At 59.2% G+C, this 24,700-nt stretch carries 27 protein-coding genes and 1 pseudogene; 2 read left to right on the top strand and 26 right to left on the bottom strand.

Annotated features, from left to right (window positions below; translation table 11 throughout):
• Window positions 1-45 precede the first annotated feature (45 nt).
• Together HIJ39_RS05750 and HIJ39_RS05745 are read right to left on the bottom strand one after the other, a co-directional pair.
• A complete protein-coding gene (locus tag HIJ39_RS05750) occupies window positions 46-249 on the bottom strand; it encodes a YlzJ-like family protein (RefSeq protein WP_169097638.1) in 204 nt (67 codons plus the stop codon).
• Window positions 250-261: 12 nt separating this feature from the next.
• Window positions 262-984 (bottom strand): ClpP family protease, encoded by a 723-nt coding sequence (locus HIJ39_RS05745; RefSeq protein ID WP_275107269.1) that lies wholly within the window; start codon window positions 982-984, stop codon window positions 262-264.
• Window positions 985-1,100: 116 nt separating this feature from the next.
• Here HIJ39_RS05745 and HIJ39_RS05740 point away from each other — a divergent pair, with 116 nt between their 5' ends.
• Both HIJ39_RS05740 and HIJ39_RS05735 read left to right on the top strand, forming a co-directional pair.
• Complete coding sequence (locus HIJ39_RS05740) at window positions 1,101-1,433, top strand: YtrH family sporulation protein (RefSeq protein WP_169097634.1); 333 nt, start codon at window positions 1,101-1,103, stop codon at window positions 1,431-1,433.
• Window positions 1,430-1,900 (top strand): hypothetical protein, encoded by a 471-nt coding sequence (locus HIJ39_RS05735; RefSeq protein ID WP_169097632.1) that lies wholly within the window; start codon window positions 1,430-1,432, stop codon window positions 1,898-1,900. Before HIJ39_RS05740 ends, HIJ39_RS05735 begins: the two co-directional genes overlap by 4 nt.
• A gap of 1 nt (window position 1,901) precedes the next feature.
• Here the strand turns inward: HIJ39_RS05735 and HIJ39_RS05730 are convergent, their stop codons facing one another.
• The 24 genes and pseudogenes from HIJ39_RS05730 to nusA form a co-directional block, all read right to left on the bottom strand.
• On the bottom strand, window positions 1,902-3,605 hold the full coding sequence (locus HIJ39_RS05730; protein ID WP_169097630.1) for an RNase J family beta-CASP ribonuclease: 1,704 nt from the start codon (window positions 3,603-3,605) through the stop codon (window positions 1,902-1,904).
• A gap of 168 nt (window positions 3,606-3,773) precedes the next feature.
• Window positions 3,774-4,682, bottom strand: coding sequence for a 4-hydroxy-tetrahydrodipicolinate synthase (gene dapA, locus HIJ39_RS05725; RefSeq protein WP_169097628.1), 909 nt, complete (start codon window positions 4,680-4,682; stop codon window positions 3,774-3,776).
• Window positions 4,679-5,914 carry an aspartate kinase gene (dapG, locus tag HIJ39_RS05720; RefSeq protein ID WP_169097626.1) on the bottom strand — a complete coding sequence of 412 codons (1,236 nt, stop codon included), beginning with the start codon at window positions 5,912-5,914 and terminating at the stop codon, window positions 4,679-4,681. Before dapG ends, dapA begins: the two co-directional genes overlap by 4 nt.
• Window positions 5,911-6,933, bottom strand: a complete 1,023-nt coding sequence (locus HIJ39_RS05715; RefSeq protein ID WP_169097624.1) for an aspartate-semialdehyde dehydrogenase — start codon at window positions 6,931-6,933, stop codon at window positions 5,911-5,913. The genes dapG and HIJ39_RS05715 overlap by 4 nt, the downstream gene beginning before the upstream one ends.
• Window positions 6,934-6,954: 21 nt before the next feature.
• Entirely contained in the window at window positions 6,955-7,545 is a 591-nt protein-coding gene (locus tag HIJ39_RS05710) for a dipicolinate synthase subunit B (RefSeq protein WP_169097622.1), read from the bottom strand.
• Window positions 7,490-8,386, bottom strand: coding sequence for a dipicolinate synthase subunit DpsA (locus HIJ39_RS05705; RefSeq protein WP_169097620.1), 897 nt, complete (start codon window positions 8,384-8,386; stop codon window positions 7,490-7,492). The genes HIJ39_RS05710 and HIJ39_RS05705 overlap by 56 nt, the downstream gene beginning before the upstream one ends.
• 146 nt (window positions 8,387-8,532) lie before the next feature.
• Window positions 8,533-9,012 carry a hypothetical protein gene (locus HIJ39_RS05700; protein WP_169097618.1) on the bottom strand — a complete coding sequence of 160 codons (480 nt, stop codon included), beginning with the start codon at window positions 9,010-9,012 and terminating at the stop codon, window positions 8,533-8,535.
• Window positions 9,013-9,081: 69 nt separating this feature from the next.
• Window positions 9,082-9,339: a YlmC/YmxH family sporulation protein gene (locus HIJ39_RS05695; RefSeq protein ID WP_169097616.1), complete on the bottom strand. Its 258-nt coding sequence runs from the start codon at window positions 9,337-9,339 to the stop codon at window positions 9,082-9,084.
• 43 nt (window positions 9,340-9,382) lie between these two features.
• The gene (locus tag HIJ39_RS05690; RefSeq protein WP_169097614.1) at window positions 9,383-9,760 is read right to left on the bottom strand and encodes a dUTPase; all 378 of its coding nucleotides are present in this window, start codon (window positions 9,758-9,760) and stop codon (window positions 9,383-9,385) included.
• Window positions 9,761-10,990, bottom strand: a complete 1,230-nt coding sequence (locus HIJ39_RS05685) for a M16 family metallopeptidase (RefSeq protein WP_169097612.1) — start codon at window positions 10,988-10,990, stop codon at window positions 9,761-9,763. It lies immediately after the preceding gene.
• Between the two features lie 69 nt (window positions 10,991-11,059).
• Window positions 11,060-11,803: a polysaccharide deacetylase family protein gene (locus tag HIJ39_RS05680; RefSeq protein WP_169097610.1), complete on the bottom strand. Its 744-nt coding sequence runs from the start codon at window positions 11,801-11,803 to the stop codon at window positions 11,060-11,062.
• Window positions 11,804-11,860: 57 nt separating this feature from the next.
• Window positions 11,861-13,636: a glycoside hydrolase family 15 protein gene (locus tag HIJ39_RS05675; protein ID WP_169097608.1), complete on the bottom strand. Its 1,776-nt coding sequence runs from the start codon at window positions 13,634-13,636 to the stop codon at window positions 11,861-11,863.
• Entirely contained in the window at window positions 13,585-14,475 is an 891-nt protein-coding gene (locus HIJ39_RS05670; protein WP_338055091.1) for a deoxyribonuclease IV, read from the bottom strand. The genes HIJ39_RS05675 and HIJ39_RS05670 overlap by 52 nt, the downstream gene beginning before the upstream one ends.
• The gene (locus HIJ39_RS05665) at window positions 14,472-16,700 is read right to left on the bottom strand and encodes a polyribonucleotide nucleotidyltransferase (protein ID WP_169097606.1); all 2,229 of its coding nucleotides are present in this window, start codon (window positions 16,698-16,700) and stop codon (window positions 14,472-14,474) included. The genes HIJ39_RS05670 and HIJ39_RS05665 overlap by 4 nt, the downstream gene beginning before the upstream one ends.
• Window positions 16,701-16,761: 61 nt before the next feature.
• The gene (gene rpsO / locus HIJ39_RS05660) at window positions 16,762-17,031 is read right to left on the bottom strand and encodes a 30S ribosomal protein S15 (RefSeq protein ID WP_169097604.1); all 270 of its coding nucleotides are present in this window, start codon (window positions 17,029-17,031) and stop codon (window positions 16,762-16,764) included.
• Between the two features lie 25 nt (window positions 17,032-17,056).
• On the bottom strand, window positions 17,057-17,257 hold the full coding sequence (locus HIJ39_RS05655) for a hypothetical protein (RefSeq protein ID WP_169097602.1): 201 nt from the start codon (window positions 17,255-17,257) through the stop codon (window positions 17,057-17,059).
• Between the two features lie 34 nt (window positions 17,258-17,291).
• The gene (locus tag HIJ39_RS05650; protein ID WP_169097600.1) at window positions 17,292-18,248 is read right to left on the bottom strand and encodes a bifunctional riboflavin kinase/FAD synthetase; all 957 of its coding nucleotides are present in this window, start codon (window positions 18,246-18,248) and stop codon (window positions 17,292-17,294) included.
• Window positions 18,249-18,256: 8 nt separating this feature from the next.
• Complete coding sequence (truB, locus tag HIJ39_RS05645; protein ID WP_169097598.1) at window positions 18,257-19,123, bottom strand: tRNA pseudouridine(55) synthase TruB; 867 nt, start codon at window positions 19,121-19,123, stop codon at window positions 18,257-18,259.
• Window positions 19,120-20,091, bottom strand: a complete 972-nt coding sequence (locus HIJ39_RS05640; RefSeq protein WP_169097596.1) for a DHH family phosphoesterase — start codon at window positions 20,089-20,091, stop codon at window positions 19,120-19,122. The genes truB and HIJ39_RS05640 overlap by 4 nt, the downstream gene beginning before the upstream one ends.
• Window positions 20,072-20,455: a 30S ribosome-binding factor RbfA gene (gene rbfA, locus HIJ39_RS05635; RefSeq protein WP_169097594.1), complete on the bottom strand. Its 384-nt coding sequence runs from the start codon at window positions 20,453-20,455 to the stop codon at window positions 20,072-20,074. The genes HIJ39_RS05640 and rbfA overlap by 20 nt, the downstream gene beginning before the upstream one ends.
• An 11-nt stretch (window positions 20,456-20,466) precedes the next feature.
• Complete coding sequence (gene infB / locus HIJ39_RS05630) at window positions 20,467-23,064, bottom strand: translation initiation factor IF-2 (RefSeq protein ID WP_169097592.1); 2,598 nt, start codon at window positions 23,062-23,064, stop codon at window positions 20,467-20,469.
• 67 nt (window positions 23,065-23,131) lie between these two features.
• Window positions 23,132-23,380: pseudogene (locus HIJ39_RS05625) on the bottom strand (L7Ae/L30e/S12e/Gadd45 family ribosomal protein); the annotation flags it as partial.
• Entirely contained in the window at window positions 23,377-23,646 is a 270-nt protein-coding gene (rnpM, locus tag HIJ39_RS05620) for an RNase P modulator RnpM (RefSeq protein WP_169097590.1), read from the bottom strand. The gene rnpM and the pseudogene HIJ39_RS05625, both read right to left, overlap by 4 nt.
• Complete coding sequence (gene nusA, locus HIJ39_RS05615; protein WP_169097589.1) at window positions 23,643-24,695, bottom strand: transcription termination factor NusA; 1,053 nt, start codon at window positions 24,693-24,695, stop codon at window positions 23,643-23,645. The genes rnpM and nusA overlap by 4 nt, the downstream gene beginning before the upstream one ends.
• Between the last annotated feature and the right edge of the window lie 5 nt (window positions 24,696-24,700).

Raw genomic sequence — 24,700 nt, 5'->3', positions numbered from 1 at the left:
ACCATATCGGGACAGGCGGGCCGTTTATGATAAAAAAGCGCGGACTTAAAACTGAAGCACGCTACCGGGCATCCAGTCGGGGTCGAGATAATCCGCCGGATCCGTGGAGAGAAGCCGCTCCACGCGCGGCAAACCATCGGCTCCCCGTCGGCATAGCACACGCCGGCCGCGGACTTCCGTCTCAAAGACCTCTAAAACCTCGTCCTTGGCGGGAAAAATCTCTTCGTAGGACAACGGCGTATAGAGCATCGCCCGTACCTCCTAATGGCTTTTGGGTTGCCGATGGGCCTTCTTGGTCCGCGGCCGGTCCGGCAGCATGGTGTGGAGTTTCCGCATCGCGTCATCGAGCCCCCCCACCGCATCAATCAAGTCCACGTTGACAGCATCCTGCCCGACCAAGACGGTGCCGATGTCGCGCGCGAGTTCCCCCGTGCGAGACATGAGCTCGCGGAATTTCTCGTCGGTGATGCGCGAATGGCTGGTTACAAAGCGAACCACCCGATCTTGCATCTTGTCCAGATACTCATAGGTTTGCGGCACCCCAATCACTAAGCCATTCATGCGGATGGGATGCACCGTCATCGTCGCGGTGGGGGCGATAAAGCTGTAGTCGGCCGCCACGGCGACCGGTATGCCGATGGAATGCCCTCCCCCCAGCACCAAGGACACCGTCGGTTTCGACAGACTGGCAATCATTTCGGAGAGGGCGAGTCCTGCCTCAACGTCGCCTCCCACGGTGTTCAGCACCAACAGCAGCCCTTCGATGTCCGGATTTTCCTCAATGGCGACCAACTGCGGGATGACATGCTCATATTTGGTGGTTTTGTTTTGCGAGGGCAGAATCATGTGTCCCTCAATTTGGCCGATGATGACCAATGTTTGAATCGGGGATTTTTGGGTGGCCACCCGGGTAGTCCCGAATTCCGTAATATTTTCGGCCACATCCTGACGTCCGCGTTTCTTGGGCTCCGCTTCGGCCTCCATGGTCAGGCGCTGGTGACGATGCATGCTCTGCCTCCTCTCAAATTCCTGGCTAGTGTGTCCCAGATGCCGGTGTTATAAGACAGGCAACCACATAAAAGTGATAGAGGGGAGATCATATGCTGACGGTTTTTCCGCGCATTTTGCGCTTGTTGGGGCCACCATTGTTTTTAGCATTTGGGGTAACCGTGGGTGGCGGGCTGATGGGTGCATTGGGACATTGGCTAGCCGGTCAGTCATCCCAGGCCGACGCTAGCCAGATTGCCTTTCGCATTCGTATTTGGGCGGTGGCGGTGGCCATTGGAGGGGCGCTGACGGCACTGGAGAATTTCGAGCGCAGCCTATCCACCAAGGCGCTGGTGGAGCTAGCCAAAGGAGGGTTAACGCTGATGGCGGCCTATGCGGGGGCAGAATTCGGCTACTTACTGGTTCGATGGTGGATGCTCCCGTGAGCCGTGACATGCGTCCGGTCGCGGGCCTTCTATTGGGCGCGATCTTGGGAGGAGCCCTGGTTCAGGCCCATACCTATCAAGTGCGCAACGCGCTCTTGGCCCAATCCCGCCTGAGCCAATTGGATGCCCGGCACTGGCGCCAGGAGTCCCTTCGGCTCCGCGACCAAATCGCCGAAATAAACCGCAAACGCGAAAAGAAGACATTTGTCCAGTCGGTAAACCTTGAAGTCATGAAAAGTCCAGTGCCGCTAATCGATGTGGAAGCGGCACTGGAACCCTATACCGAGTCGCTCTTGGGCATCCCCTTAAGCGACGTCAAGCTCTCCATGGTGTACCAGTTGTACCAAGGCCGACGCCTTGTCCTGGGCGAACACATCTACCGCGTCGAGGTCAAAGCGCTTCTCGTCAGCCCCGAGGTGGTCGTCCTGCTGCACCTGACCCCCTTAGGGCGAACCAGCCGCGGATAACTTAAACCTCCATGATGATGGGCAGAATCATGGGACGACGCTTGGTCTTTTCCCACAAGAACCGTCCCAAGGTTTCACGGACCGCCGATTTGATCGACGACCACTCCGAGAGGTTATTGCCTTCGAGGGTGGCCAAGGCCGATTTGACCCGCTGACGGGCCTCATCCAACAACGCTTCCGACTCGCGGACGTAGACAAAACCTCGAGATACAATATCGGGTCCGGACACCAAGAGTCCCGATTGGGCGTCCATGCCGACCACCACAATCAAAATGCCGTCATTGGCCAACTGCTTGCGGTCGCGCAGCACAATGTTTCCGACATCGCCCACCCCCACACCGTCCACCAGTACCCGGCCGGACGGAACCGTGCCGACAATGGCTCCGGATTCACGGGTAAATTCAAACACCGCGCCGTTTTCGCCAATCAACACGTGACTCGGGTCCATGCCCACATCCCGCGCGATTTGCGCGTGATGCACCAGGTGCCGGTACTCACCATGCACAGGAACAAAGAATTTTGGCCGCACCAAATTGTGCATCAACTTCAGCTCTTCCTGGCAGGCATGTCCCGAGACATGGATGTGAGACGCTGCACCGTAGACCACATGGGCGCCCAGCCGGTAGAGGTTGTCAATGGTCCGGGCGACATACTTCTCGTTGCCCGGAATGGCCGTGGCAGAAATGATGACGGTGTCCCCGGCCACAATCGTCACCTTGCGATGATCGGACGTCGACATGCGGGTTAAGGCGGACATCGGCTCGCCTTGCGACCCAGTGGTCACAATGACGATTTGATTGGCAGGCAGTTTCTTAATCTCCTCGATATCCATCCAGGTTCCGGGAGGAAAGTCCAAATAGCCCAGCTCAATGGCTTTCTGCACCACATTTTCCATGCTGCGGCCCACCACCGCCACACGGCGGTGATGACGGACCGCGGCCTCGACCACTTGACGCACGCGGTGCACTTGAGAGGCAAAGGAGGCCACAATGACGCGCCCTTCCGCCCCTTCCATGACCCGGTCAAAGGTCTTGCCTACCGTGCGCTCCGACGGGGTGTAGCCCGGTCGCTCGGCATTGGTGCTGTCGGCCAACAACAGCAGCACGCCTTCCTTGCCAATCTCGGCAAGGCGATGAAAATCCGCCACCCGGCCATCAACCGGAGTGTGGTCAAATTTAAAGTCACCCGTGTGGACGACCGTGCCCACCGGGTTTTTGATAATGAGTCCGCAAGCATCCGGAATGGAGTGGTTCACGCGGAACAGCTCCACCGAAAAGCTTCCCGCCTTCACAACCTCGCCGGGTTCTAGAGCCCGCGATGAGGGATGGAGGCTTAATTGATGCTCCGTGAGCTTTAATTCCACCATACCCATCGTCAGGCGGGCACCATACACGGGCACATTAAGGTGCCGCAGCAGATATGGCAAAGCGCCAATGTGGTCCTCGTGTCCGTGGGTCAGAAAAATGCCGCGGACGCGGTCTCGATTCTCCAGCAAATAGGTAACGTCCGGCAGCACGATGTCAATGCCGGGCATGTCCTCTTCAGGAAAGGCCAGGCCCGAGTCAATCATAATAATGTCGTTGCCATGAACAACAGCCGCCATGTTTTTTCCAATTTCTCCAATTCCTCCCAGGGGGATAAATTGGAGCTTGCCTGGGGGTAGTTTACCAGCCAGACTCTCCACCTCCTTAAAATAGTCATGCACAAGAAAACGCCCCTAGTCTTCCGACTAGGGACTTATGCCAGGGGTCACGACAATCAAAACCCTTCTCGCCGGCCCCGCTCTCCCACTTGCCGACGGTCTAGGTCTTTCTTTCCCTCCGAGCACTAAGTCATCGGGAATATTATAACCCGTCCCTTCGACCAAATGCAATCAGGAGGCACCGCTTCGGGCCGACTCCAGCTCTGCCAATTGCTGATAGGCTTGCCATAAACCATCGAACTTCTTGATATCGCGCGGCATGGTCAATGGCGCGCGCACACCGCCTACCTGCCACCCCAGACGGTTCATCAACCATTTGAGCGGAACCGGATTGGCATCGCAAAACAGTTCCTGCGCGAGCGGCCACAACTTTTCGTGCAACTGGATGGCCTGATGCCGCTGACCCGCGTGATAGTGGGCCACCAGGGAGGCCATGGGCGCGGCCGCGACATGGGCCGCCACGGATACCACACCGACCGCGCCAACGGCCAAACTCGGCAGCAATAGGCCATCGTCGCCGCTATAGAGGCGAATTTCCGATCCCAGGGCTCGATGCATGGCAATCATAGCCGCGACACTGCCGGCAGCCTCTTTTACGGCCACAATATTGTCCGCCTTCCGATGGGCGGCGAGCACCGTCTCCGCGTCCACCCGAACCCCCGTACGCCCCGGCACATCATATAGCATCACCGGTCGGCTGGTGTGGCGAGCGGCTTCCACAAAATGAGCCGCAAGGCCTTCTTGAGAAGGTTTGTTGTAATACGGGGCCACAATTAACATACCGTCCGCACCCCAAGCCTCGGCGGCCTCCGTAAGGCGCACGGTCTCCCGGGTATCGTTGTGGCCCGTGCCGACCCACACAGCCACCTCCGCGGGCACAGCCGCTTTGACCGCGTAAAATAACGCCCGACGTTCCTCTAAAGACAACCCGTAGGCTTCACCGGTGGACCCCGCCACAACAAAGCCGCCGCATCCTTGTCCGACAAGGTGTCGGGCTAGCGCGGCGGCCTTCTCAGGATCCACGGCTCCCCCACTGTCATAGGGGGTCAACAACGCCGTCATAATTGGCGGCCAATTCATAAACGCTCCACCTCCCGGTCTAAGCCAAACTGCTGGTGCAGCGCCCGCACCGCAGCCTCCATATCCTTCTTCTCCAAAAGCAACGTAATCGTGGCGTGGGAGTCGGCTGACTGCAACACCCGGATGTTTTCCCGGGCCAACGCTTCCATGACACGGCCCACCACCCCCGGCAATCCCTCAATTGCCGAACCGACAATGGACACTTTGGCACGGTCGTCGAACACCTGGTAGGGAAAATCCAACTCCCCCAGTGCCCGTTCGACGTGTTCGCGCACCGAACCCACCACGCAGAAAAACACATGGTCGGGGAAGAGGTTAATTAAATCGACAGACACCCCGCGACGTCCCAGCAAGTCAAACAGCCGAAAGGTCCAGGCCGTTCCCGCATCGGCCGGTCCCGTGACCCGAAACTGAATTAGGTCGCGAAGCTGAGTCACGCCCGTCACAGCATGATCGGGATCCCGATGAGCCCAGGAGTCAAGAACCCGGCGTCCCGGGCCCACCAAAGTGCCTTGCGTGTTAGAAAAGGTTGACCGGACCCGAACGGGCACGGAAAACTGGCGCGCGAGCTCTACGGCTCGCGGATGAATCACGCGCGCGCCTAAATTGGCGAGTTGAAACACCTCGTGATAGTCCATTTCGCTAATGGTCCGAGCTTCCGGCACGATACGCGGGTCGGCCGTCTTGATTCCGTCCACGTCCGTAAAAATCTCCACCACCTCCGCGCCCAAGGCCGCCCCTAGCGCAACCGCCGTCGTGTCGCTGCCGCCACGGCCCAGCGTGGTGACCAAGCCGTCAGACCCAACGCCTTGAAAGCCAGCCACCACGGGGATGTGTCCCTCTTCCAACGAGGCTTTGAGGCGTGTCGGCTCCAGCTTAACAATCTGCGCGTCCCCGTGCCGTGTATCGGTGTGGATACCAGCCTGACCTCCCGTCATCACTTCCGGGTTTAACCCTTCTTGGCGGAGATGCCCAGCCATGACCACGGCGCTAATCACCTCGCCGCAACTTACCAACAAATCGGTTTCGGTCTCAGGAGGCATGGGGAAATTGGCCAACAGCCCGAGCAAGGTATCGGTGGCGTAAGGGTCGCCCCGGCGCCCCATGGCCGACACCACAACTACGGGTTGGAATCCGTTTTCGACCGCCTGCACCACCCAATTTGTCACCAACCGCCGCTGTGCCGCCTCTCGAACGGACGTGCCACCAAATTTTTGGACGATGATTCTCATTGGTCATCGCCCTCCTCGATTCCCCAGCGGGAAGACAGCGTGCGCATGATGTCAATGGCATTGGTGGCAGCGCCACGGCGCAGATTATCGGCCACCACGAACAGATGCAACCCGCGCGGGTGATGAGGATCACGCCGAATGCGGCCGACCAGTACATCGTCATGGCCCGCCGCATCGAGCGGTGTGGGCACCAAGCCCCGGGACGGGTCATCGACCAATCGCACCGAAGGGGCCGTGGCCAAGGTTTCCCGCACCGCCTCGATACTCCACGGCTCCTGGGTCTCGAGATAGACTGATTCCGCGTGGCCCACATACACCGGCACGCGCACGGCAGTCGCTGACAGCTTGAGGTCACGGCCGAGAATCTTGGCCGACTCGCGCATCAGTTTCCACTCTTCACCAGTGTAATCGGCCTCGCCGAAGTTGTCGCAGAAGGCCAACACGTTATGCGCGATGGGCACGGGATAGACCTGGGGCGTTACTGCCTGGCCGGCAACCGCCTGCTGCACTTCGTGCTCCAGCTCCTCCACTGCTTCGCGGCCTGTTCCCGAAACTGCTTGATAGGTGGAGACAACCACCCGATCAATGCCAAAGCGCCATTCCAACGGCGCCAACGCAATCACTAACTGAATGGTGGAGCAGTTGGGGCTCGCAATCAGCCGGGAATCGCCGATGGCCTCCCGATTGACCTCTGGCACCACTAAAGGAACCCGGTCATCCATTCGGAACCGACTCGATTTGTCGATCACGGTGACCCCCTGCTCCATGGCCCGAGGGGCATACGCTTCGCTGACCGCGTTGCCGGCCGCGAAAAACGCCACATCCACCCGCGTCCAGTCCATCTCCTCCAACGGCTCCACCGGGATCGAACGGCCATGGAAGGTCACCGACCGGCCCCCGCCCTCGCGGGCCAACGCCACCAGCGCATCGACCCTCAGCGCCTTGTCCTCAAGCACCTTGAGCAAGGTTTGGCCCACTAATCCAGTCGCGCCCACAATGGCGATTCGATATCCTGACAATGCGGTCACTCTCCCAGTTACTTAGTTCCACGGCACCAGCATTGGCTGAATTTGCTCGCCCCGAACGGCCGCCTTGACGCTTGGTACCATCAATTCCAGATGGGCGTCCAATGACCGCGGTTTTTTCATCGGGTCATCCTGGCCAAAGGGCACGAAGAAAATGTTGCGTGCCGCCAACAGACGCCCTAAATTCATGGCATTCATGCCCAACAAGTCATTGGACGTCGGCGCCAACAGCACCGGCCGACCGTTGCGCAATTGCGCTTTGACCGCCATCGTTACCGGCGAATCATTAATCGCATTGGCGATCTTGGCGAGCGTATTCCCGGTGCAGGGCATCACCAACACCACATCAAACCAATGCTTGGGACCACTCGGTTCTACATCCGGAATGGACAGCAGCATCTCATGATTGGCGGCAGCCGTTATTTGCTCACGCCAGTAATCAGGAGTGCCAAAGCGCGTTTCCACCGTTAAAATACTGCGGGACACAATCGGGGTGACTTCCGCCCCTGCCTCAACCAACTCCTTTATTGTAGCGACTGCACGCGACAAATTACAGTGCGAAGCCGCCATTGCGGCACCGATTCTGACACCCTTCAGCTCCTGCATCCTCCCACTCCTCCTCTAAGGCCATCGACAGCGTTTCCCAGATAATTTCCGCGGCCCTGCGCGGTGCAACCTTACCGGGAATACTGAGAATTTGCGCGTATTTGTGGCTCACTTCGGGCGTGCCCTTTAACTCTGGACAGAGTCCCCCGGGGATGGAGGCGAGATCGATGACCCACGCGGGGCCCGTGGGTTCAAACCATTGGCGGTCCAATACGGGAGCCGGCGCCGTATTAAACAGCCCATCCAGCCGTGGACGAGGCGATGCGTCCAGCGGGTACACGGGATGGCCGAGCGCTCGCGCCATGGCGCGCTTCTCCGCCAAGCGCTCAAAAATGACCACCTCGGCCCCATAGCGAGACAGGCGGTCAGCCAGCACCATTCCGACCCGTCCAAAGCCAATGATGCCTACGGGGCGGTGAAACAAAGTGTCTCCCGAGCGCCCAATAGCGGCAGCAATGGCGCCCTCGGCGGTCGGAACCGTATTAAGCCACATGAAGCTGGATTCTAAGCGATATTGCACGGTGCGAATACCCAGCTCACGGCACCAGGCCACCACCGGATCGGCAATCAGGCCGGCCGCCAATAGCGCCCCCGAGCCCATGCGTTCCAAGAGGGGTTTGCTGACCGTGGCAGTCCCCAGCATGGTCCCCATGCGGCCGTCCTGATCGATGCCTGTCATGGGCCCGATCAGAACATCCGGAGCGGGATCGGACGGCGCATAAGGCGGTACGCCGGCTGTCTCCAACCCCCAGCCGCGAACGTGGTATCCTCGATCACGAAGCATGCGACAGAGCCATGCGTCGCGGGTGTCGCCACCGGCCACGACAATGCTGCGCATCATTTTCACCTCAACCACACTCCCGTGTATCATACGGTCGGAGTGCAGAAGAGGTGCGTCAAAACGCTCGTTGGTCACCGGGAATGTACCAAGAGGAATCAGTACAAGAGGATAAGAGCAGGATAAAGAAAGAGGAGGCAGAGGCCTCCTCAGTGCACGTAGACGTCGTGAGCGCCGTGGTCTTTAAACAGCCGTTGGGCCTTCTCCACCTCTGGTTCGTCCGTTTGCACCATCACTAGGACATTGCCGTGCTTTACGTCTTGCTCCAGGTGCTCACTTTCGCCCTTGGGGATACCATAATCCATCAATCCTCCCACGAGTCCCCCAGCGGCCGCGCCGCTTAAGGTCGCCGCCAGCGGTCCCATGGCAAGAATCGGACCCACGCCGGGGATGGCCAGCGCTCCGGCGCTCGCCAGAAGCCCTACGGCGCCGCCTGTGGCCGCGCCCCAGCCGATCCCGCTAGACAAGTCGTGGGTGCCGTGGCCGGTTGGATGGCCTTTTTCCGTATGGCCATCGTGGCGAGCGATGACGGAAATTTTTTTGTCGTCCACCCCGTTGTGCTCCAGTTCGTGAACCACAGTATCTGCCGCATGCTGGTCGGAGAAGGATCCTACTACAGTCTTAGCCATGAAAAAGCGCCCCCTTTTTTCATCTGCCATGCCTGGCTAGTATGAGAAAAGGGGGCGCGGGGAACGCTCTCATTTTCGTCCAGAGCTTGTGATTTTTGGCACCTCTGCCAGATCTACAATCATTACTTCCGGTCCCACGCGACGGATAGCGGCCCAGGGAATTTCTAACTTCTGCCCGCGGTTAAGACGACCACGCTGGGGAATAATGATGGCCTGAATGGCCCCGGTCTCCGGGTCAATAACCAGGTCGCTGTCGCCGAGCGATCCAAGTTTCCCGCCATTCGTTAAATTTATGATGTCCTTGGAGGACAACTCGCTCATCCGCATGACTGCCCCTCCTTCATCAGAGGGTATGTCGGCGAGGACAGCTTCAGACCTCTGGCTTTTGGACTGCGGCGTAGCCAGGCTTGTTGGAGAGGCCGTCTTGGCGCCGGAAGTTTTCCTGATTTTTAGCTAAGTAGCCCTGATACAAACTTTCGGCGTCGAGACCTGCATCAATGCACATGCTGATAAAGAAATGGAGCACGTCCACCAGTTCTTCGTGCAGTTTGGCCGAGTCGATGGGGTCCGGATTTTTCCACCATTTAAAGCGAGCTTCCTCCACCACCTCGCCCAACTCCACCATCAACGCCAGGGCCTCTTTTTGAATCCACTCTTCGGGTGAAAAGGTGAGTTGCCGGTCTTTTCGCACCCGTTGATTAAATTGCTCCTGCCAGTAGAAAATTTGTGCTAACCGGTCGTTATCCATTTAGGCCTGCCTCCCTTGAAACATTGCATGATTTAGCGCACCCGAGTGCACTGGACCGGCCGCCACGGCCGCCATTCGAGAGCCGGGGATCCAAGTTTGGGCATCCGCTTTCACCATTTCGGGTGTGATTTCAGACAGTGCCCGCACCGCCTGATCAATCTGCGGGGCCTCTTTGCCGTCCAAGGCATAACGTCCAAGCCGCATCACACGGGCGTCCGGCGTTTCCTGATTCATCACCAGCACTGTATTGAGGTAGACGCGAGTATGGCTCACTTCTTCCGTATCGGGACCCACCTCCGCCAAGCGGCTTACCTCATCAAATAGCGCGCGCAATGCTTGGGGAATCTTTTCCGGGGTGAGGCTCAAATAGGTGATCATATCCCCGAAGTCATAGTCGGCCGCATATTGGGTTCCGACCGAGTAGACCAATCCCTCCTCTTCACGAAGCCGCTGCCAGAGTCGGGACGAGTTCTGGCCGCCTAAAATACTGCTGAGCATCAGCGCCCGCCAATATTCGTCCTGGTAGCGGCCGGGGGCCTCCACTCCGAGCGCGATCTTCGCCTGTTCCCAGTCCTCCGCCTGTTCCCGTTGAAGATAGGCCAAGGTTGGCCGGGGCCTCCGTCGAGGCAACTCTGATACCCCTCCAACTCCGCTAAAATCCTGTTCGGCCGCTTTCAAAATGAGCTCGCGCGCCCCGCCGGACACGGCCAACACCATGTTCTCCGGCCGATACCAGCGATGATAGAAGGCTTTCAAGCCCTCGGCTTCGATGTTTGCTAAAGACTCCGGCGTGCCCAGAATATCATGCGTATAGTGTGAATCCTGGTAAAGTGCTTCGGTAATGAGGGTGTCGAGAACCTCGTCAGGGTCGTCCAGACTTTCATTCATTTCTTCCACGACCACACCTTTTTCCCGCTCTAAATCCTCTGCGGCCAACCACGGTTGAAGCACCAAGTCGCGCACCAGATGATAGGCATCGAGAGCTTCTGAATCCAGCACCTTGGCATGAAAACAGGTGTAGTCGCGGGTTGTGAAGGCGTTGATGTCTGCACCCAGCCTGTCCATTTGCCGGGCGATAGCGCGAAAGTCGCGCCGGCCAGCCCCTTTGAACACCAGATGCTCTAAAAGATGGGCCATCCCCCACTCGCTTGGATTTTCGTCCCGGCTTCCCACGGCCACAAAGAAGGCCAAGGCGGTGGTGCCGACGGAACCGATATTGTCAGACGCCAATAGTAAACCTGAAGGCAGTTGCGTTAAGAAGTTAATGAGCCGATCCCCCTCGCTTCTTCGCCTATCATATCACCTTTCGTCGGTGCGGGGGGTCCCCATGGTGAGAAGCTCGGAGACGGTGACTAGCTGGTATCCTTTCTCTTTGAGGGTGGCAATAATTTGCGGCAAGGCCTCGACGGTGCGGTCGGTGGGATGCATCAGCACGATGGCGCCATTTTCTGCTTTCCGTCCCACCTTGCCGACCATATAAGAGACCGATGAGGAGGGGCGCCAGTCAATCGTGTCGATGGTCCACATCACCAACGTCATGTGTGCCGCTTGCGCGGCCTTGAGCACCGTCCCATTGAATTCCCCGTATGGCGGGGCGTAGACCTTGGGACGCACCTGCACGAGTCCTTCAATCATGTGATTGGTGCGGGTGATATCCTGGATGTTCCCCTGGTAGCCGAGCTGATTCGGGTGGCGGTGATTCCAGCCGTGATTGCCAATCTCGTCGCCATCCTTTCGCATCGTCCGAACCAACTCCGGGTGGGCTTCGGCCCAAGCGCCGCCTACCATAAATGTGGCGGGCACGTGCGCCGCCTTTAGTTCGGCCAACAATTTAGGCACATATTCCGTTCCCCACACGACATTAATCGTGAGCGCCATCGCCGCTTTATCCGTTTCCACCCGGTACACGGGGATCGGTTTGGCGACAGGCGCAACGGTGGCGTGAAGACGCGGATTGATGAGCCAGGTGGCCAAAATCAGCGCTGTCCCCAAAAAGGCCAGCCGTGTTAAGGGCCCTCGGAGCGAGATCACCCGGAAGTGCATCAACATCCCCCCTAGTTGTCCCTATGCAGGCTTGGCTAGGGCTAGAACAAGCAAGGATTAGCGCCCCAGCTCGTCAATCGGGTCTCCGTCGAGAAGCCGCTGGCGCTCCATGAGCGTGGTCACCAAGCCGACATGCGGGAAGAGTTGCGGGAAGTTGCCGCGCGGCTCACCGGTCACGGGGTCCACATGCTCGGCAAACAGTTTAAGATCCGTCGCCCAGGCCAGCTGTTGCTCGAATATGGCATCGGCCCGCGTCATATCCCCTTTTCGAAGATACACCCGAGACAGCCAGAAGCCGGATAGAGTAAACGGATGACGCGCCCGCCCGAGGTTGTCTTGGCGGTACCGAAAGACCATATCGTGCTCCACTAAGTCATGCTCAATCCGTTCCAAGGTGCGCTGAAACACCGGATGATCCACCGGGACAAAGCCATACAAGGGCAGCAACAGCAAGGCGGCATCAACTTCGCGGCTTTTCATAGACTGCGTAAAATAACCCTGTCCCGACGCCCTCTGTTGCTGCCAGATCGCCGCCGCGACACAGTGCTTGGCCGAACCCCAGCGGTTGACCAGGTCAGGCCGATTCATCACTTCATAGGCTAGGGATTCCGCGGCCTGAAGGCCGACCCAGCACATTACCCGTGAGTGGGTAAAGTGATCCGTCACGCCGCGAAATTCCCAGAGGGAAGCATCGGGCTCGCTCCAGGCGGTGGCAATCCAGTCCGCTAAAGCCTCAACCGCCCACCAAGCATCGCGGACAAAACTGCGATCTCCGGTCAGACGCCAATAGCGCCACAGTACCCAGAGAATCTCCCCCTCGATGTCCAGTTGTCGCTGACGACTGGCCGCATTGCCCACGCGCACTGGACGACTGGAACGATGCCCTGCCAGCCATAGCAAGTCCCGCTCGCCGTGGGCGGGTGTGCCGTCGACCCGTACAAAGGGGCTGGGATAGGGTTTGCCCGCGACAGCCATCACATTAAAGACAAACTCCAGAAATTGTCGGCAAGCATCCGGATCTCCCCCTAACAGCACCGCCTCCGCGCCGTAGGCACCATCACGCGCCCACACATAGCGGTAATCCCACTGCCGCGTTTGGCCGATACTCTCTGGCAAGGAGGTGGTGGCAGCGGCCAGCATGGCCCCGTTGGTGCGATAGGTCAGTGCTCGAATCACTAACACGCTTTGCTGAAACCAGTCCTGCCAGGGACCATGATAGTTGAGCCGATAGGAGCGCCAATACCGCTCCTGGGCCTGCTCCAAGGCATCCACGCGCTCGAGTCCCTGAGCGCCGTCACCAATATCCCGATCATCATCCAGATACTCAACCCAGACATCCACACGGCCGGGTCCCACCGCCCACATATCCGCAGCCGCAAGTTCGCGGAGCCGGCCGCGCACGCGAACTCGGAGCGCATCTCGACCCGCCGGATTCGATAACACGGCACCATCCGCCGTGGGGCGGACGGCCGCCCGCACCAGACCGAAGCCAAACGTCGGTCGTACGGTGAGAATCAGTGGAATCGCCGTCTGGATGCGGCGTACAAAGGCTGAATGACCCAGGGGAAGAAAGTCAGTGAAGGTGACCGGGCCCTCGGCGGAGCTGAGGGTGGTCTCTAAAATCAACGTCCCCTCACGGTACTGTTGGTAATGAGAGTGAATGGTCGTTCCCGGCAACGTACTCAGAAATCCTCCGCGCTCGCTGTCCAAAAGGCGGCAAAAGGCTGCATCGCCGTCAAATCGCGGCCAAGGCAGCCAATCGACTACGCCGAGGGGCGACACTAACGCGGAGGTGACGCGGTTGGATAAAAAACCGTAGAAGGGCTCACGCACGCGGACTCCTCCTGGCATACCTCCCGAATGATGCCAATATCCGGCTGGCGTTGGATTGTGTCGCGCCCGGGCGTCTCCAGCACCAAGGGGCAGTGAGACGCATCGCACCAGCGCAACAGCGCCCCTAGGGCCTCGCGTCCGAGGCATCCTGACAAAAGGCGGGCGTGGCGATCGCGCCGCGATCCGACCGGATAAAGGCTATCATTCAAATGTATGCCTTGAAGGCGCTCGATTCCCACATTCTCATCAACCCGTTCCAACAGCCGCTCGACATCGTCTCGGCTGCTCAGCGGATAGCCAAAAGCCATCGCGTGGGCGGTATCCAGCATCAGCCCGACCCGTCGGGTCCGGCCAATGCCCTGAAAGATCTGTTGTAGTTCAAGGAAGTCCGCGCCCAATTCCCGACCTTGCCCGGCCGTGTTTTCCACCAACACGCGTCCGGGGGCTTCCAGCATTATGGCGACCGTGTCGACAAAAGCGGCCAGCGACTCCTCGCGCCGCGCCTTGTCCTGCCAATGACCGGGGTGCAACACCACATAGTCGCCCGACAGCCGCTTGGCGCGACGCATCTCCTGCTTTAAAGCAACCCGCGCCCGGCCGACCATGGCCTCATCAATGGCCGCGGGATTCACAAAATAAGGGGCATGGATGTACAGCCGCTCAATGCCAGCCTCGCGCAAAACGGGTTTTAAGCTCCCGGCGGGGGGTAAACTTTTCCCTTGCCCTCCAACAGGATTGCGGCTAAAGAGCTGCAATGCAGAGAGGCCGGCGCTGCCGGCCTCCCGAATTACCACATCAAATCCATGGGCTTGGGACAATTGGGCTCCGAGCCGAATCACCGGCCATCCCGTCTCGGACCCGGACCACTAGGGCCATTGCGCCGCGGTGGTCGACTGCCGCCATGGCGATCCGGGCGCGGCCCCCGGTTATCGCCGCCAGCCCCCACCGGAACGGTTTCCAGTCCCTCGGGACGAGGCAGCAACTCCTTATGCGATAGGTTAATCCGACCCATATTGTCAATTTCGACCACTTTCACCTCGAGCATGTCCCCCGGCTGGACGACATCCTCCACTTTCGCCACCCGTTGGTGCGCCAACTGGGAGATGTGCACCAGCCCTTCTTTGCCCGGCAAGATTTCCACAAAGGCGCCGAAGTTCATTAGGCGCGTGACCCGCCCGGTGTAGATCTGCCCCACCTCGACGCTTCGGGTCAAGTCCTGAATCATCGACATGGCCCGCTCACCCGCCTCTTGGTTCACAGCCGCGATGTAAATGGTGCCATCGTCTTGAATATCGATATCCACCTTTTTGTCGCCGACCTTGGTGGCATCAATAATTTTGTTGATCGTCTTGCCTCCGGGGCCGATCACCTCACGGATCTTGTCCGGGTCAATGTGAATGGTGATGATGCGGGGCGCATGCGGGGAAAGCTCCCTTCGGGGCTGGGGAATAACCTCCAGCATGCGATCCAGGATATAAAGGCGCGCATCCCGAGCCTGAGCCAACGCTTGCTCCAGTATCCGGCGATCAAGACCATGAATTTTGATGTCCATTTGAATGGCCGTGATGCCATTGCGCGTCCCGGCAACCTTAAAGTCCATGTCACCCAAAAAGTCTTCCAGCCCTTGGATGTCGGTCAAGACCGCATACCCTTCTTCGTCTTTGACCAAGCCCATGGCGATACCGGCGACGGGCGCCTTGATCGGCACCCCACCGTCCATAAGCGCCAAGGTGCTGCCGCAAACCGAGGCCATAGAACTGGAGCCATTGGACTCCAAGATATCCGATACTAGCCGGAGCGCATAGGGGAATTCCTCTTCTGTCGGAATCACCGGTTCTAGAGCGCGTTCCGCTAGAGCCCCGTGACCAATGGCACGACGATTAGGCCCCCGCATCGGCCCCGCTTCGCCCGTCGCAAACGGCGGGAAATTGTAGTGATGCATGTAGCGCTTGGATTCTTCCTCACCAATGCCATCCAACATCTGTTGGTCAGACAGCGGTCCCAAGGTCATGGCGGTCAACGCCTGAGTCTGCCCCCGCGTGAAGAGTCCGGTACCGTGTACCCGTGGAAGCACCCCAACCTGAATGGTGAGCGGTCGGATTTCCGTAAAGGTGCGGCCATCGGGGCGAATCTTCTCATGAATAATGGCGTAGCGCACCACTTTCTTGAGCTGCTTCTTCAATACCCCTGCAATAAGGTCGACCTCTTCGGGGAACTCCTCTTGCAGCACCGCCGTGACGTCTGCATTAACGGCATCAATCTGGTCCTCACGGGTCGCCTTATCCGCCGACCGCATCGCCTCCTTGAGACGATCCTCGGCCAATTCACGGGCCCGTGCCACCAACCCCTCGGATGGGAGGTGAAGGGGATACGCCCCTTTCTCGCGACCGGCCTTGCCTTGAAATTCACGAATGCCTTCGATGATGCGCTTAATCTCGTCGTGGCCGAACAGGATGGCGTTCAACATCACATCTTCAGGAACTTCTGAGGCGCCGGCTTCAATCATCAACACCGCCTCATAGGTTCCGGCAATCATGAGTTTGAGGCGGCTCTGCGCCGCTTGCTCGGACGAGGGATTGATCATGAGTTGGTCGCCAACCAAGCCGACCTCCACCGCCCCGATGGGTCCGTCAAAGGGAATATCGCTAATCGTGAGCGCCGCCGATGCGCCAATCATTCCGCAGACTTCCGGGGAGTGGTCGTGATCCACGGACAGAATGCTTGCAACCACATGCACGTCGTTGCGAAATCCATCCGGGAACAACGGCCGAATCGGGCGGTCAGTCAAACGCGCGGCGAGAATCGCTTTTTCGCTGGGACGGCCTTCCCGTTTAATATAGCCTCCGGGAATCTTTCCGACGGCATACATGCGCTCTTCAAAATCCACAGTGAGTGGAAAAAAATCAATCCCCAGGCGCGGGGCCTTGGAGGCCACAGCCGTGACCAGCACCCGGGTGTCGCCATAGCTCACCAGCACGGCACCATTCGCCTGCCGGGCCATGCGACCCGTCTCCAGCGTCATAACTCGTCCACCGACGAGCAATTCTTGTGTATGGATTTCCATAGACTCCCCCTGCGTTCGTACACAGCCTAACGTTTGAACAAAAGAGCGGGGGGTTCCCGCTCTATCGACGTAAGCCGAGCCGTTCAATCACCGCGTGGTAGCGCTGGTTATCCCTATCCTTGAGATAGTTCAACAGCGCGCGGCGATGCCCTACCATCTTCAACAACCCACGACGGGAGTGATGGTCCTTCTTGTGTGTTTTCAGGTGCTCGGTTAGTTCTTGAATGCGCGTGGTCAAGAGCGCGATTTGGACTTCCGGCGACCCCGTGTCCGATTCATGCAGCCGATAAGCCGCAATGATGGCCTGCTTCTTCTCTTCTTCCAGGGCCATCGCGAAACCTCCCTTCTCCCTAAACTTAGTGCAACTGAATGGAGATGGGTTCATCCTCCTCCGCCAGCAGCGACAACAGGGCGTCTTGGTAGGCTTGGACGGCTGGTTGCGGCAATCCCGCCCGTCGATACAGCTCTTCAAGCTCACGTTGCAAGCGCTTAAACTGCCCGGTGACGCAAATGGCCGAAACTTTCGAGACCATCTCACGCCAGGAATCGGAATGCACAAATTCGCCCCCAATCCAAAGACACTTCATTCTATCACAGCAGATTTTGGTCAAGCAAGTCGCGGGCGGACTGAAGCCAGCGGCGGGCGTCCTCAATGTCGCGGTGCATTTGGCGAACGAGCTCGTCAGCGCCGGCAAATTGAACCTCGCCCCGGAGACGGTGGAGCCAATCAAACCGCAACTGTTGGCCATAGTGCCCAAATCCCACGGAGGCCAACGCATGAACCTCCAAGAGCGGGTGGCCCCCCTCAAATGTGGGTCGAACACCCCAACTGGCTACGGCCATCAACCGTTCGCCCCCAATGCTCACCATGCCGGCATAGACCCCATAAGGCGGCATCGCCTGCACCACGGGCGGCACCACATTGAACGTGGGCACTCCCAGCGTCCGTCCTCGCTGGTCGCCCTGCACCACCACGCCAGAAACAGAAAAGGGATGTCCCAGGAGTTCGCGGGCGGCCTCCATGTTCCCCTCCCCCAGCAAGCGACGCACTCGGGAACTGGAAATCGGCTCTTGATGCGCCTCATCCAAAAAAGGGGGCGCGACGACCACGGGAATCTGCCGGGCCTGTCCCCAGGCGGCCAGTTGCGCCACGGTGCCGCGGCCACCCTTCCCAAAGGTAAAGTTATACCCCACCACTACGGCCTGAGCATGAAACTCTCCGACTAGAATCTCGTCCAAAAAATCCTCGGGTGGCAAGCTGGCAAATGCCGGGGTGAACGGCATCACCGCTGTGGCTGAGACGCCCATCGATTCCAGGTAATAGAGCTTGAGGTCCAAGGGACTCAAGAGAAAGCGGCTCCGCGGTCCTTTAAGCACTAGGCTGGGATGCGGATCAAAGGTTATCGCAAGCGTGGGCAATCCCCGATCGGCGCCAAGCTTCTCAGCCTCTCGAATGAGCGCCTGATGTCCGCGATGCATCCCGTCGAAATTGCCAATCGTCACTACATAAGGCTCTTGGGGGCGTTCCCCGTCGCGAAAAATGCGCATGATGCCTCCTACAAGACCAAGCGATACCGCCATGGCGGCCCTTCAATGACGGCCAGCAAGTGATTGTCCCATTGAATCCCATAAATCCCCGGTTGGGAAGACGCGGGAAGTGCTCCCAGAACACGGATATCGCCGTGACCGACGCGTTTTGCGTCGCTCTCGGTAACGAAAAAGGTGCCAGACAAGCCGAGGACTCGGAACCAGGGCAGAATCCAATCCTGCCACTGGCTGGGATTCTGTTCTAATTGATCCAACGTGACTGCGTCGGACAACCCAAATACCCCCACCCGATCGCGGCGCAGTTCGGCGAGGTGCGCCGCCACCCCGAGAATCTCCGCCCAATCCCGGACCAACGCGCGAATGTAAGTTCCCGAGCCGACCTGCGCTCGAAACGTCCATCCCTCGGGCAGCGGCGACACCGCCTCGATGGCCCCAATCAGGGCACGACGCGGCGCGGGCCATACCGACTGCTGCTCATGCACCATCTGATAATGGCGACGCCCCCCGGTTTTCAGGGCCGATACCTGAGGGGGAATTTGCCAAACGTTCCCTTGAAGCCACCGGGCCGCCTGCTGGAGAGTCTCTTGGCCAACTGGCCACACCGCCGACCGGCGTGTCACCCGACCGCCAGCATCCCCGCTAAGCGTCGCCGTGCCCATCTGAACCCGGGCCTGATAAACTTTGGGAACTAGCTGCGCATAGGGCAAAAGCCGCGTGTATGCGCCCACCGCCAAGGGCAAGACCCCCGAGGCATCGGGGTCAAGTGTGCCGGCGTGCCCGATCTGCCGAATGCCGATAAGCCGTCGCACCCGGGAAACAGCAGCGTGCGAGCTCATCCCGGATGGCTTAAAGAGATTGAGAAAGCCCTCCGTCATCCGACTCCAAGCTCCCCAAGCACCTGGGTCAGCACCGTGTCCAACTCCCCGTTGATTTGGGCTGCGGCCGCGTAGGGATGTCCACCGCCGCCGAAGCAGGCCGCGAATTGGGACACATCCCAATTCGCGCGCCCCCGCCAACTAACCTTGGCCTGACTCCCATCTTCAGATTCCCGGGCCAAGAAGGCCACCTCCACGCTGTCGATGGACATTAAGTGCTGCACCACCGTGTCGACGGCGGCATCATCAACCCCATAGCGGTGCATGATCTGACGCGGCACGGCCAGCCACGCCACACGGCCGTCTGAACTCACCTCGGCTGCCCCAAGGGCCCACCCGAGAAAACGTAGCTCTTCGATGGGGCGACTGTCCCAAATGAGCCGATTGGCGCGGGCGAGATCTAATCCGGCCGTCGCGAGCCAGGTCGCCGCCTTGAAGGTATTGGTCACCGTGTTGCGCTGGCGAAACGAGAGCGTATCGGTACTAATAGCGGTATAAAGACAAAGCGCTTGATCCGTGTTTACCGGCCAGCCCGCTTCCCAGAACAACTCGCAGATCATTTCTCCGGTCGAGCTCATACTGCCGTCAATCCAGTTCATGTGGCCAAATCTAGGATTTTGGGCATGGTGGTCAATATTGATAAGCAGCAAATTCTGCTGCCAAAAACTCTCCGGAGCTCCCAAGCGGCTTTGGTGCCCACAGTCCACGGAAACCACGACGTCAAAGTGTTGGCCCACAACTGCATCCCAATCCTGCACCATATCGGCCCCGGGTAAGAAGGCAATGCGATCCGGGATGCCGTCCTTTGAGACATACGTGACGCTCTTCCCCATGCGCGAGAGAGCCTGACCCAATGCTAGGCCGGATCCCGCGCTGTCCCCGTCGGGCGCCGCATGCATGGCGACGAGGACGCGCTCGGCTTTCGCCAAGGCGTCCACGATGGCCGCTTTAGGACTCGCGTTCGTCATGATGGTCTCCGTTTTTCTCGCCATCCTTGGGCAACGAGCGAATCAAGTCCTGAATGTGCATGCTGTCCTCGATGCCGGTATCTTCGCGAAATACCAGTTCCGGGGCCTGCCGAAGCTTGAGGCGGCGCGCCACCTCTCCGCGCAAGAAGGGAGCGGCACTCCGAAGCCCCGTAAGACTGGCTTCCTTTTGCTGCAGGTCTCCCATGACGCTAACATACGCTCGCGCCTGACTGAGATCCCGCGTCAGGTCCACCCGCGTGATGCTGACAAACCCGATACGCGGATCCTTCACTTCGGTGAACAACATCTCACCGAGCTCCCGCTGCATCAATTGGGCGATGCGTTCAGCCCGCGACTGGTTCATGGCTTCTCCTCTTAACTCGCCTTAACTTCTTCCTGCGTATAGACTTCCAGAATGTCGCCCACTTTGATGTCGTTAAACTTCTCAAGGCCTATGCCGCATTCGTAGCCGCTGGCGACCTCCCGGACGTCATCCTTGAACCGTTTCAGAGAGGCAATGCTGCCCTCGTGGATTACCGTGCCCTCGCGGACAACCCGCACCTGTCCGGAGCGCAGAATCTTGCCCTCGGTGACGTAGCATCCCCCAACAGCGCCCACTTTAGGAACCCGGAATACTTCGCGCACCTCGGCACGACCCAGAAATACCTCCTGGAACTTCGGTGTCAACATACCGGTGAGCGCTTGCTTTACGTCATCCAATACCTCATAGATAATGCGATACTGCCGGACGTCCACATGCTCGCGCTCCGCCAACTGGCGGGCCTTCGACTCGATGCTTACCCCAAAGCCGATGATGATCGCCCCGGAGGCTTGCGCTAACATCACGTCCGATTCGGTTACCGAACCCACGCCGATGTGTAGCACCCGCACGCGAGCCTCGTCGTTGGACAGCTTCGCCAGCGACTGCGCCAAGGCCTCAGCCGATCCATGCACATCAGCCTTGAGCACCAAGTTCAGATCCTGCATCGCTTCATCCTTGAGGCGCTGATAGAACTCGTCCAGCGAAACCCCGCGGCTGCCGGATTCGCTCGATTGCCGGCTGCGGCTGGCGCGCGCATCGGCAATGGATTTGGCTTGACGTTCATCCTCTAAAATGACGAAGTCGTCTCCCGCCTCCGGCAATTGGTTGAAGCCCAGCACCTCCACCGGCATGGACGGTCCCACTTCCTTGACCCGTTCGCCGCGGTCATTAATCAAGGCGCGCACTCGGCCATAGACCGAACCTGACAGAAAGACATCGCCCACCCGCAGTGTCCCGCGGCTGACCAGCACCGTGGCGACCGGACCGCGGCCGCGGTCTAGCTGCGCTTCAATGATGGTCCCCGACGCGGCGCGGTTGGGATTCGCTTTGAGTTCCATAATGTCGGCTTGCAACAAAATCGACTCGAGAAGCTTGTCGAGGCCTTCCCCAGTGTGCGCCGACACCGGAACCATCATGGTATCGCCGCCCCACTCCTCCGCAACCAACCCATGCTCGGTGAGCTCGGTCCGGACCCGCTCGGGATTGACGTCGGGCAGGTCAATCTTGTTAATCGCGACCACGATCGGCACATTCGCGGCCTTGGCGTGGTTGATGGCCTCAATGGTCTGAGGCATTACTCCATCATTGGCAGCGACCACAAGCACGGCGACGTCCGTCACTTGCGCGCCTCGGGCCCGCATGGCCGTGAAGGCTTCGTGGCCTGGGGTGTCCAGGAAGACAATCGACCGTCCGTTCCAGTCAATAACTGACGCCCCAATATGCTGGGTGATGCCGCCTGCCTCGCTGGCAGTCACGCGCGTCGACCGTATCTTGTCCAACAGCGAGGTTTTACCATGGTCGACGTGTCCCATCACGGTGACGACCGGAGGACGCTCTTGAAGTTCATGCTCCCGGTCCTCATCGCCTTGCAGCAGGATTTCCTCGCGCTCCTCAACTGAGGCCCGCTCCTCAACCTGAGCACCCATTTCGGTGGCGACAATAACCGCCGTTTCCTTGTCCAGCTCGTTGTTCACACCCACCATCACGCCCAGTGCGATCAAGCGCTTGATGAGGTCAGTCGCCTTGGCGCCCAACTGTTCAGCCAAATCTTTAACCACAATCGGACCGGAAATGACGACCCGGCGCTGAACCGGAGGCATGGCCACCTCTTGGCGACGTTCCTGCGACTTATGGTTCTTTTTGCGCTTGTTCCCATAGCGCTCGTCATCCATCCAGTTGCGGTTGCCACGCTTTTCATCAAAGCTCGACCGACGCTCCCGGTTCGGCCCCCCACGGCGATTTTGATCCTTGTTGGGGCGAGTCGTCGTGGGCGGTGGCGGCACGGCCAACGGCCGATTGCCTCGCGGGGGCCCACCCGGACGTCCTCCAGACTGTGGACGCGGGCCTGGTCCGCCCGGTCGAGCTCCACCAGGGCGAGGGCCACTGGGGCGGTTGCCCATGGGGGCATTGGGACGGCCCGATGGGGCGCCCGGACCCCGCCGTTCGTTCATACCAGGACGTGGCCCACTCTGATATGGTGGGCGGTTGCTGCGTTCCGCACCCATTGGGCGAGACGCATTTGGACCGGTTTGATCACGGCGCGGCGCAGCGTTGTTGTACGGACGTCCATAATTAGCGCGGTCGTTTGGGCGCGGGGGAACGCTCGGACGACCGTTGGGCCGTGACTCGTGAGCCGCTGGGGGATGGGCGGTTGACGGCCGATCGGCCATTCTGGGCGCGGGTGCTGCCGGCCGCGGACGACTGGGTCCCCCGACGGGTCCGTGATTCGCTGCCGGCTTGGGCTCGGGAGGCAGCTTGCCCTCCATGATGTCGCGCACGGTCTTGACCGCGTCCGGCTCCACCGTGCTCATGTGATTTTTGATGTTTTCCACCTTGAGCCGATGCAGCAGATCGATCAGGCGCCGACTGTCCAGTTTGAGTTCCTTGGCCAGCTCGTAAACCCTCACTTTGTCCTTGTCTTTTTCTGTCAAGAAAATTCCCCCTTGCACTTTTTTGCATCTCCGAAAGAATCCGATCCCCAAACTTCTTATCTAAAATCGCAAGCACCGCGTGCGGTCCCAAACCAATGGCATGCCCCAACTCCTGCTTGGTCCCCAAGCGGACCAACGGAACCCCCAGATCCTGGGCCCACAAGTGATACTTGCGGTATAGCGACGGTCCGGCGTCAACGGCCAAAATAAGCAGTCGCGCGGTTTCGACCTTCATGGCCTCCGTCACTTGGTTCTCACCGGGTGCGAGCTTTCCCGCTCGCCGGGCCAACCCCAACAAGTGGAGCCAATCGCTCATGCGGGCGCTCCTTCAATCTGCCGCAGTTCGGCAATTAATTCGGGGTTCAACGGCACCTCCAAGGCCCGTTCCAGCCGCCTTGTCTTCAACGCCTGCTCCACACATGCCAGGCTAGGACAGAGATAGGCACCGCGTCCCGACACTTTTCCGCGCCGGTCGATCATCAACGAGCCATCCACCTGGCGAACCACCCGAATCAACTCTTTCTTGGGGCGGGTGGTCTGGCACGCCACACACGTGCGCATGGGCACCTTCTTTGTGCTCATGACCAAAACCCTCCCCGGCCTACCTGCGATTCTGACTTAAGGTCGACACGCCAGCCGGTCAACTTCGCAGCCAACCGCGCGTTTTGTCCCTCCTTGCCGATTCCCAGCGACAACTGATTGTCCGGAACAATCACCCGGGCTGACCGGCTCTCCTCCTCGATTTCCACCTCGGTCACGTGGGCTGGCGAGAGAGCATTGGAGACAAACACCGCTGGATCCGGATCCCAGGCAATAATGTCCAATTTTTCTCCTTTAAGCTCGTTGACAATGGCTTGCACGCGCTGGCCCTTCGCACCGACGCAGGCGCCTACCGGATCAACGTTGGGATCCTCCGCCCACACGGCAATTTTTGTGCGAGCGCCGGCCTCCCGTGCCACACCCCGAATCTCCACAATGCCGTCATGAATCTCCGGCACCTCCAACTCAAACAGACGGCGTATTAATCCAGGATGACTGCGGGACAAATACACTTGCGGTCCCTTGGTGGTTTTCTTGACCTCGACCACGTACAGCTTCACGCGCTCATTGGGGCGCAGCATCTCGCCCGGCACCTGTTCACTGGGCATGAGAATGGCTTCCGTGCGTCCTAAATCAATAAACACCAGACCACGCTCGACCCGTTGCACCATGCCGGTGACAATGTCGCCTTCACGGCCCGAGTACTCGTCATAAATCATGCCGCGTTCCGCTTCGCGAATCCGCTGCACAATCACCTGCTTGGCCGTCTGGGCGGCAATACGCCCAAAGTTTTTGGGCGTAATTTCAAATTCCACAACGTCGCCCTCGGCGGCCACCGGATTAATATCGCGCGCTTCATCGACACTGACTTCGAGGCGATGATCTTCCACGCGGGGGACCACGGTCTTTTGCGCAAATACCTCGGTGGCGCCCGTTTGCCGGTTAATTTGCACACGCACATTTTGCGCCGATCCGAAGTTGCGCCGATAGGCAGAAATTAGGGCGGACTCAATGGCCTGGAATAAGACCTCTTTGTCAATGCCTTTTTCACGCTCCAAGTCAGAAAGCGCGTCCATTAACTCGTTGTTCATCGTCG

The sequence above is a fragment of the Sulfobacillus harzensis genome, from assembly GCF_012933365.1.
Lineage (GTDB): Bacteria > Bacillota > Sulfobacillia > Sulfobacillales > Sulfobacillaceae > Sulfobacillus_B > Sulfobacillus_B harzensis.
This window is presented reverse-complemented; position numbering and strand designations above follow the sequence as displayed.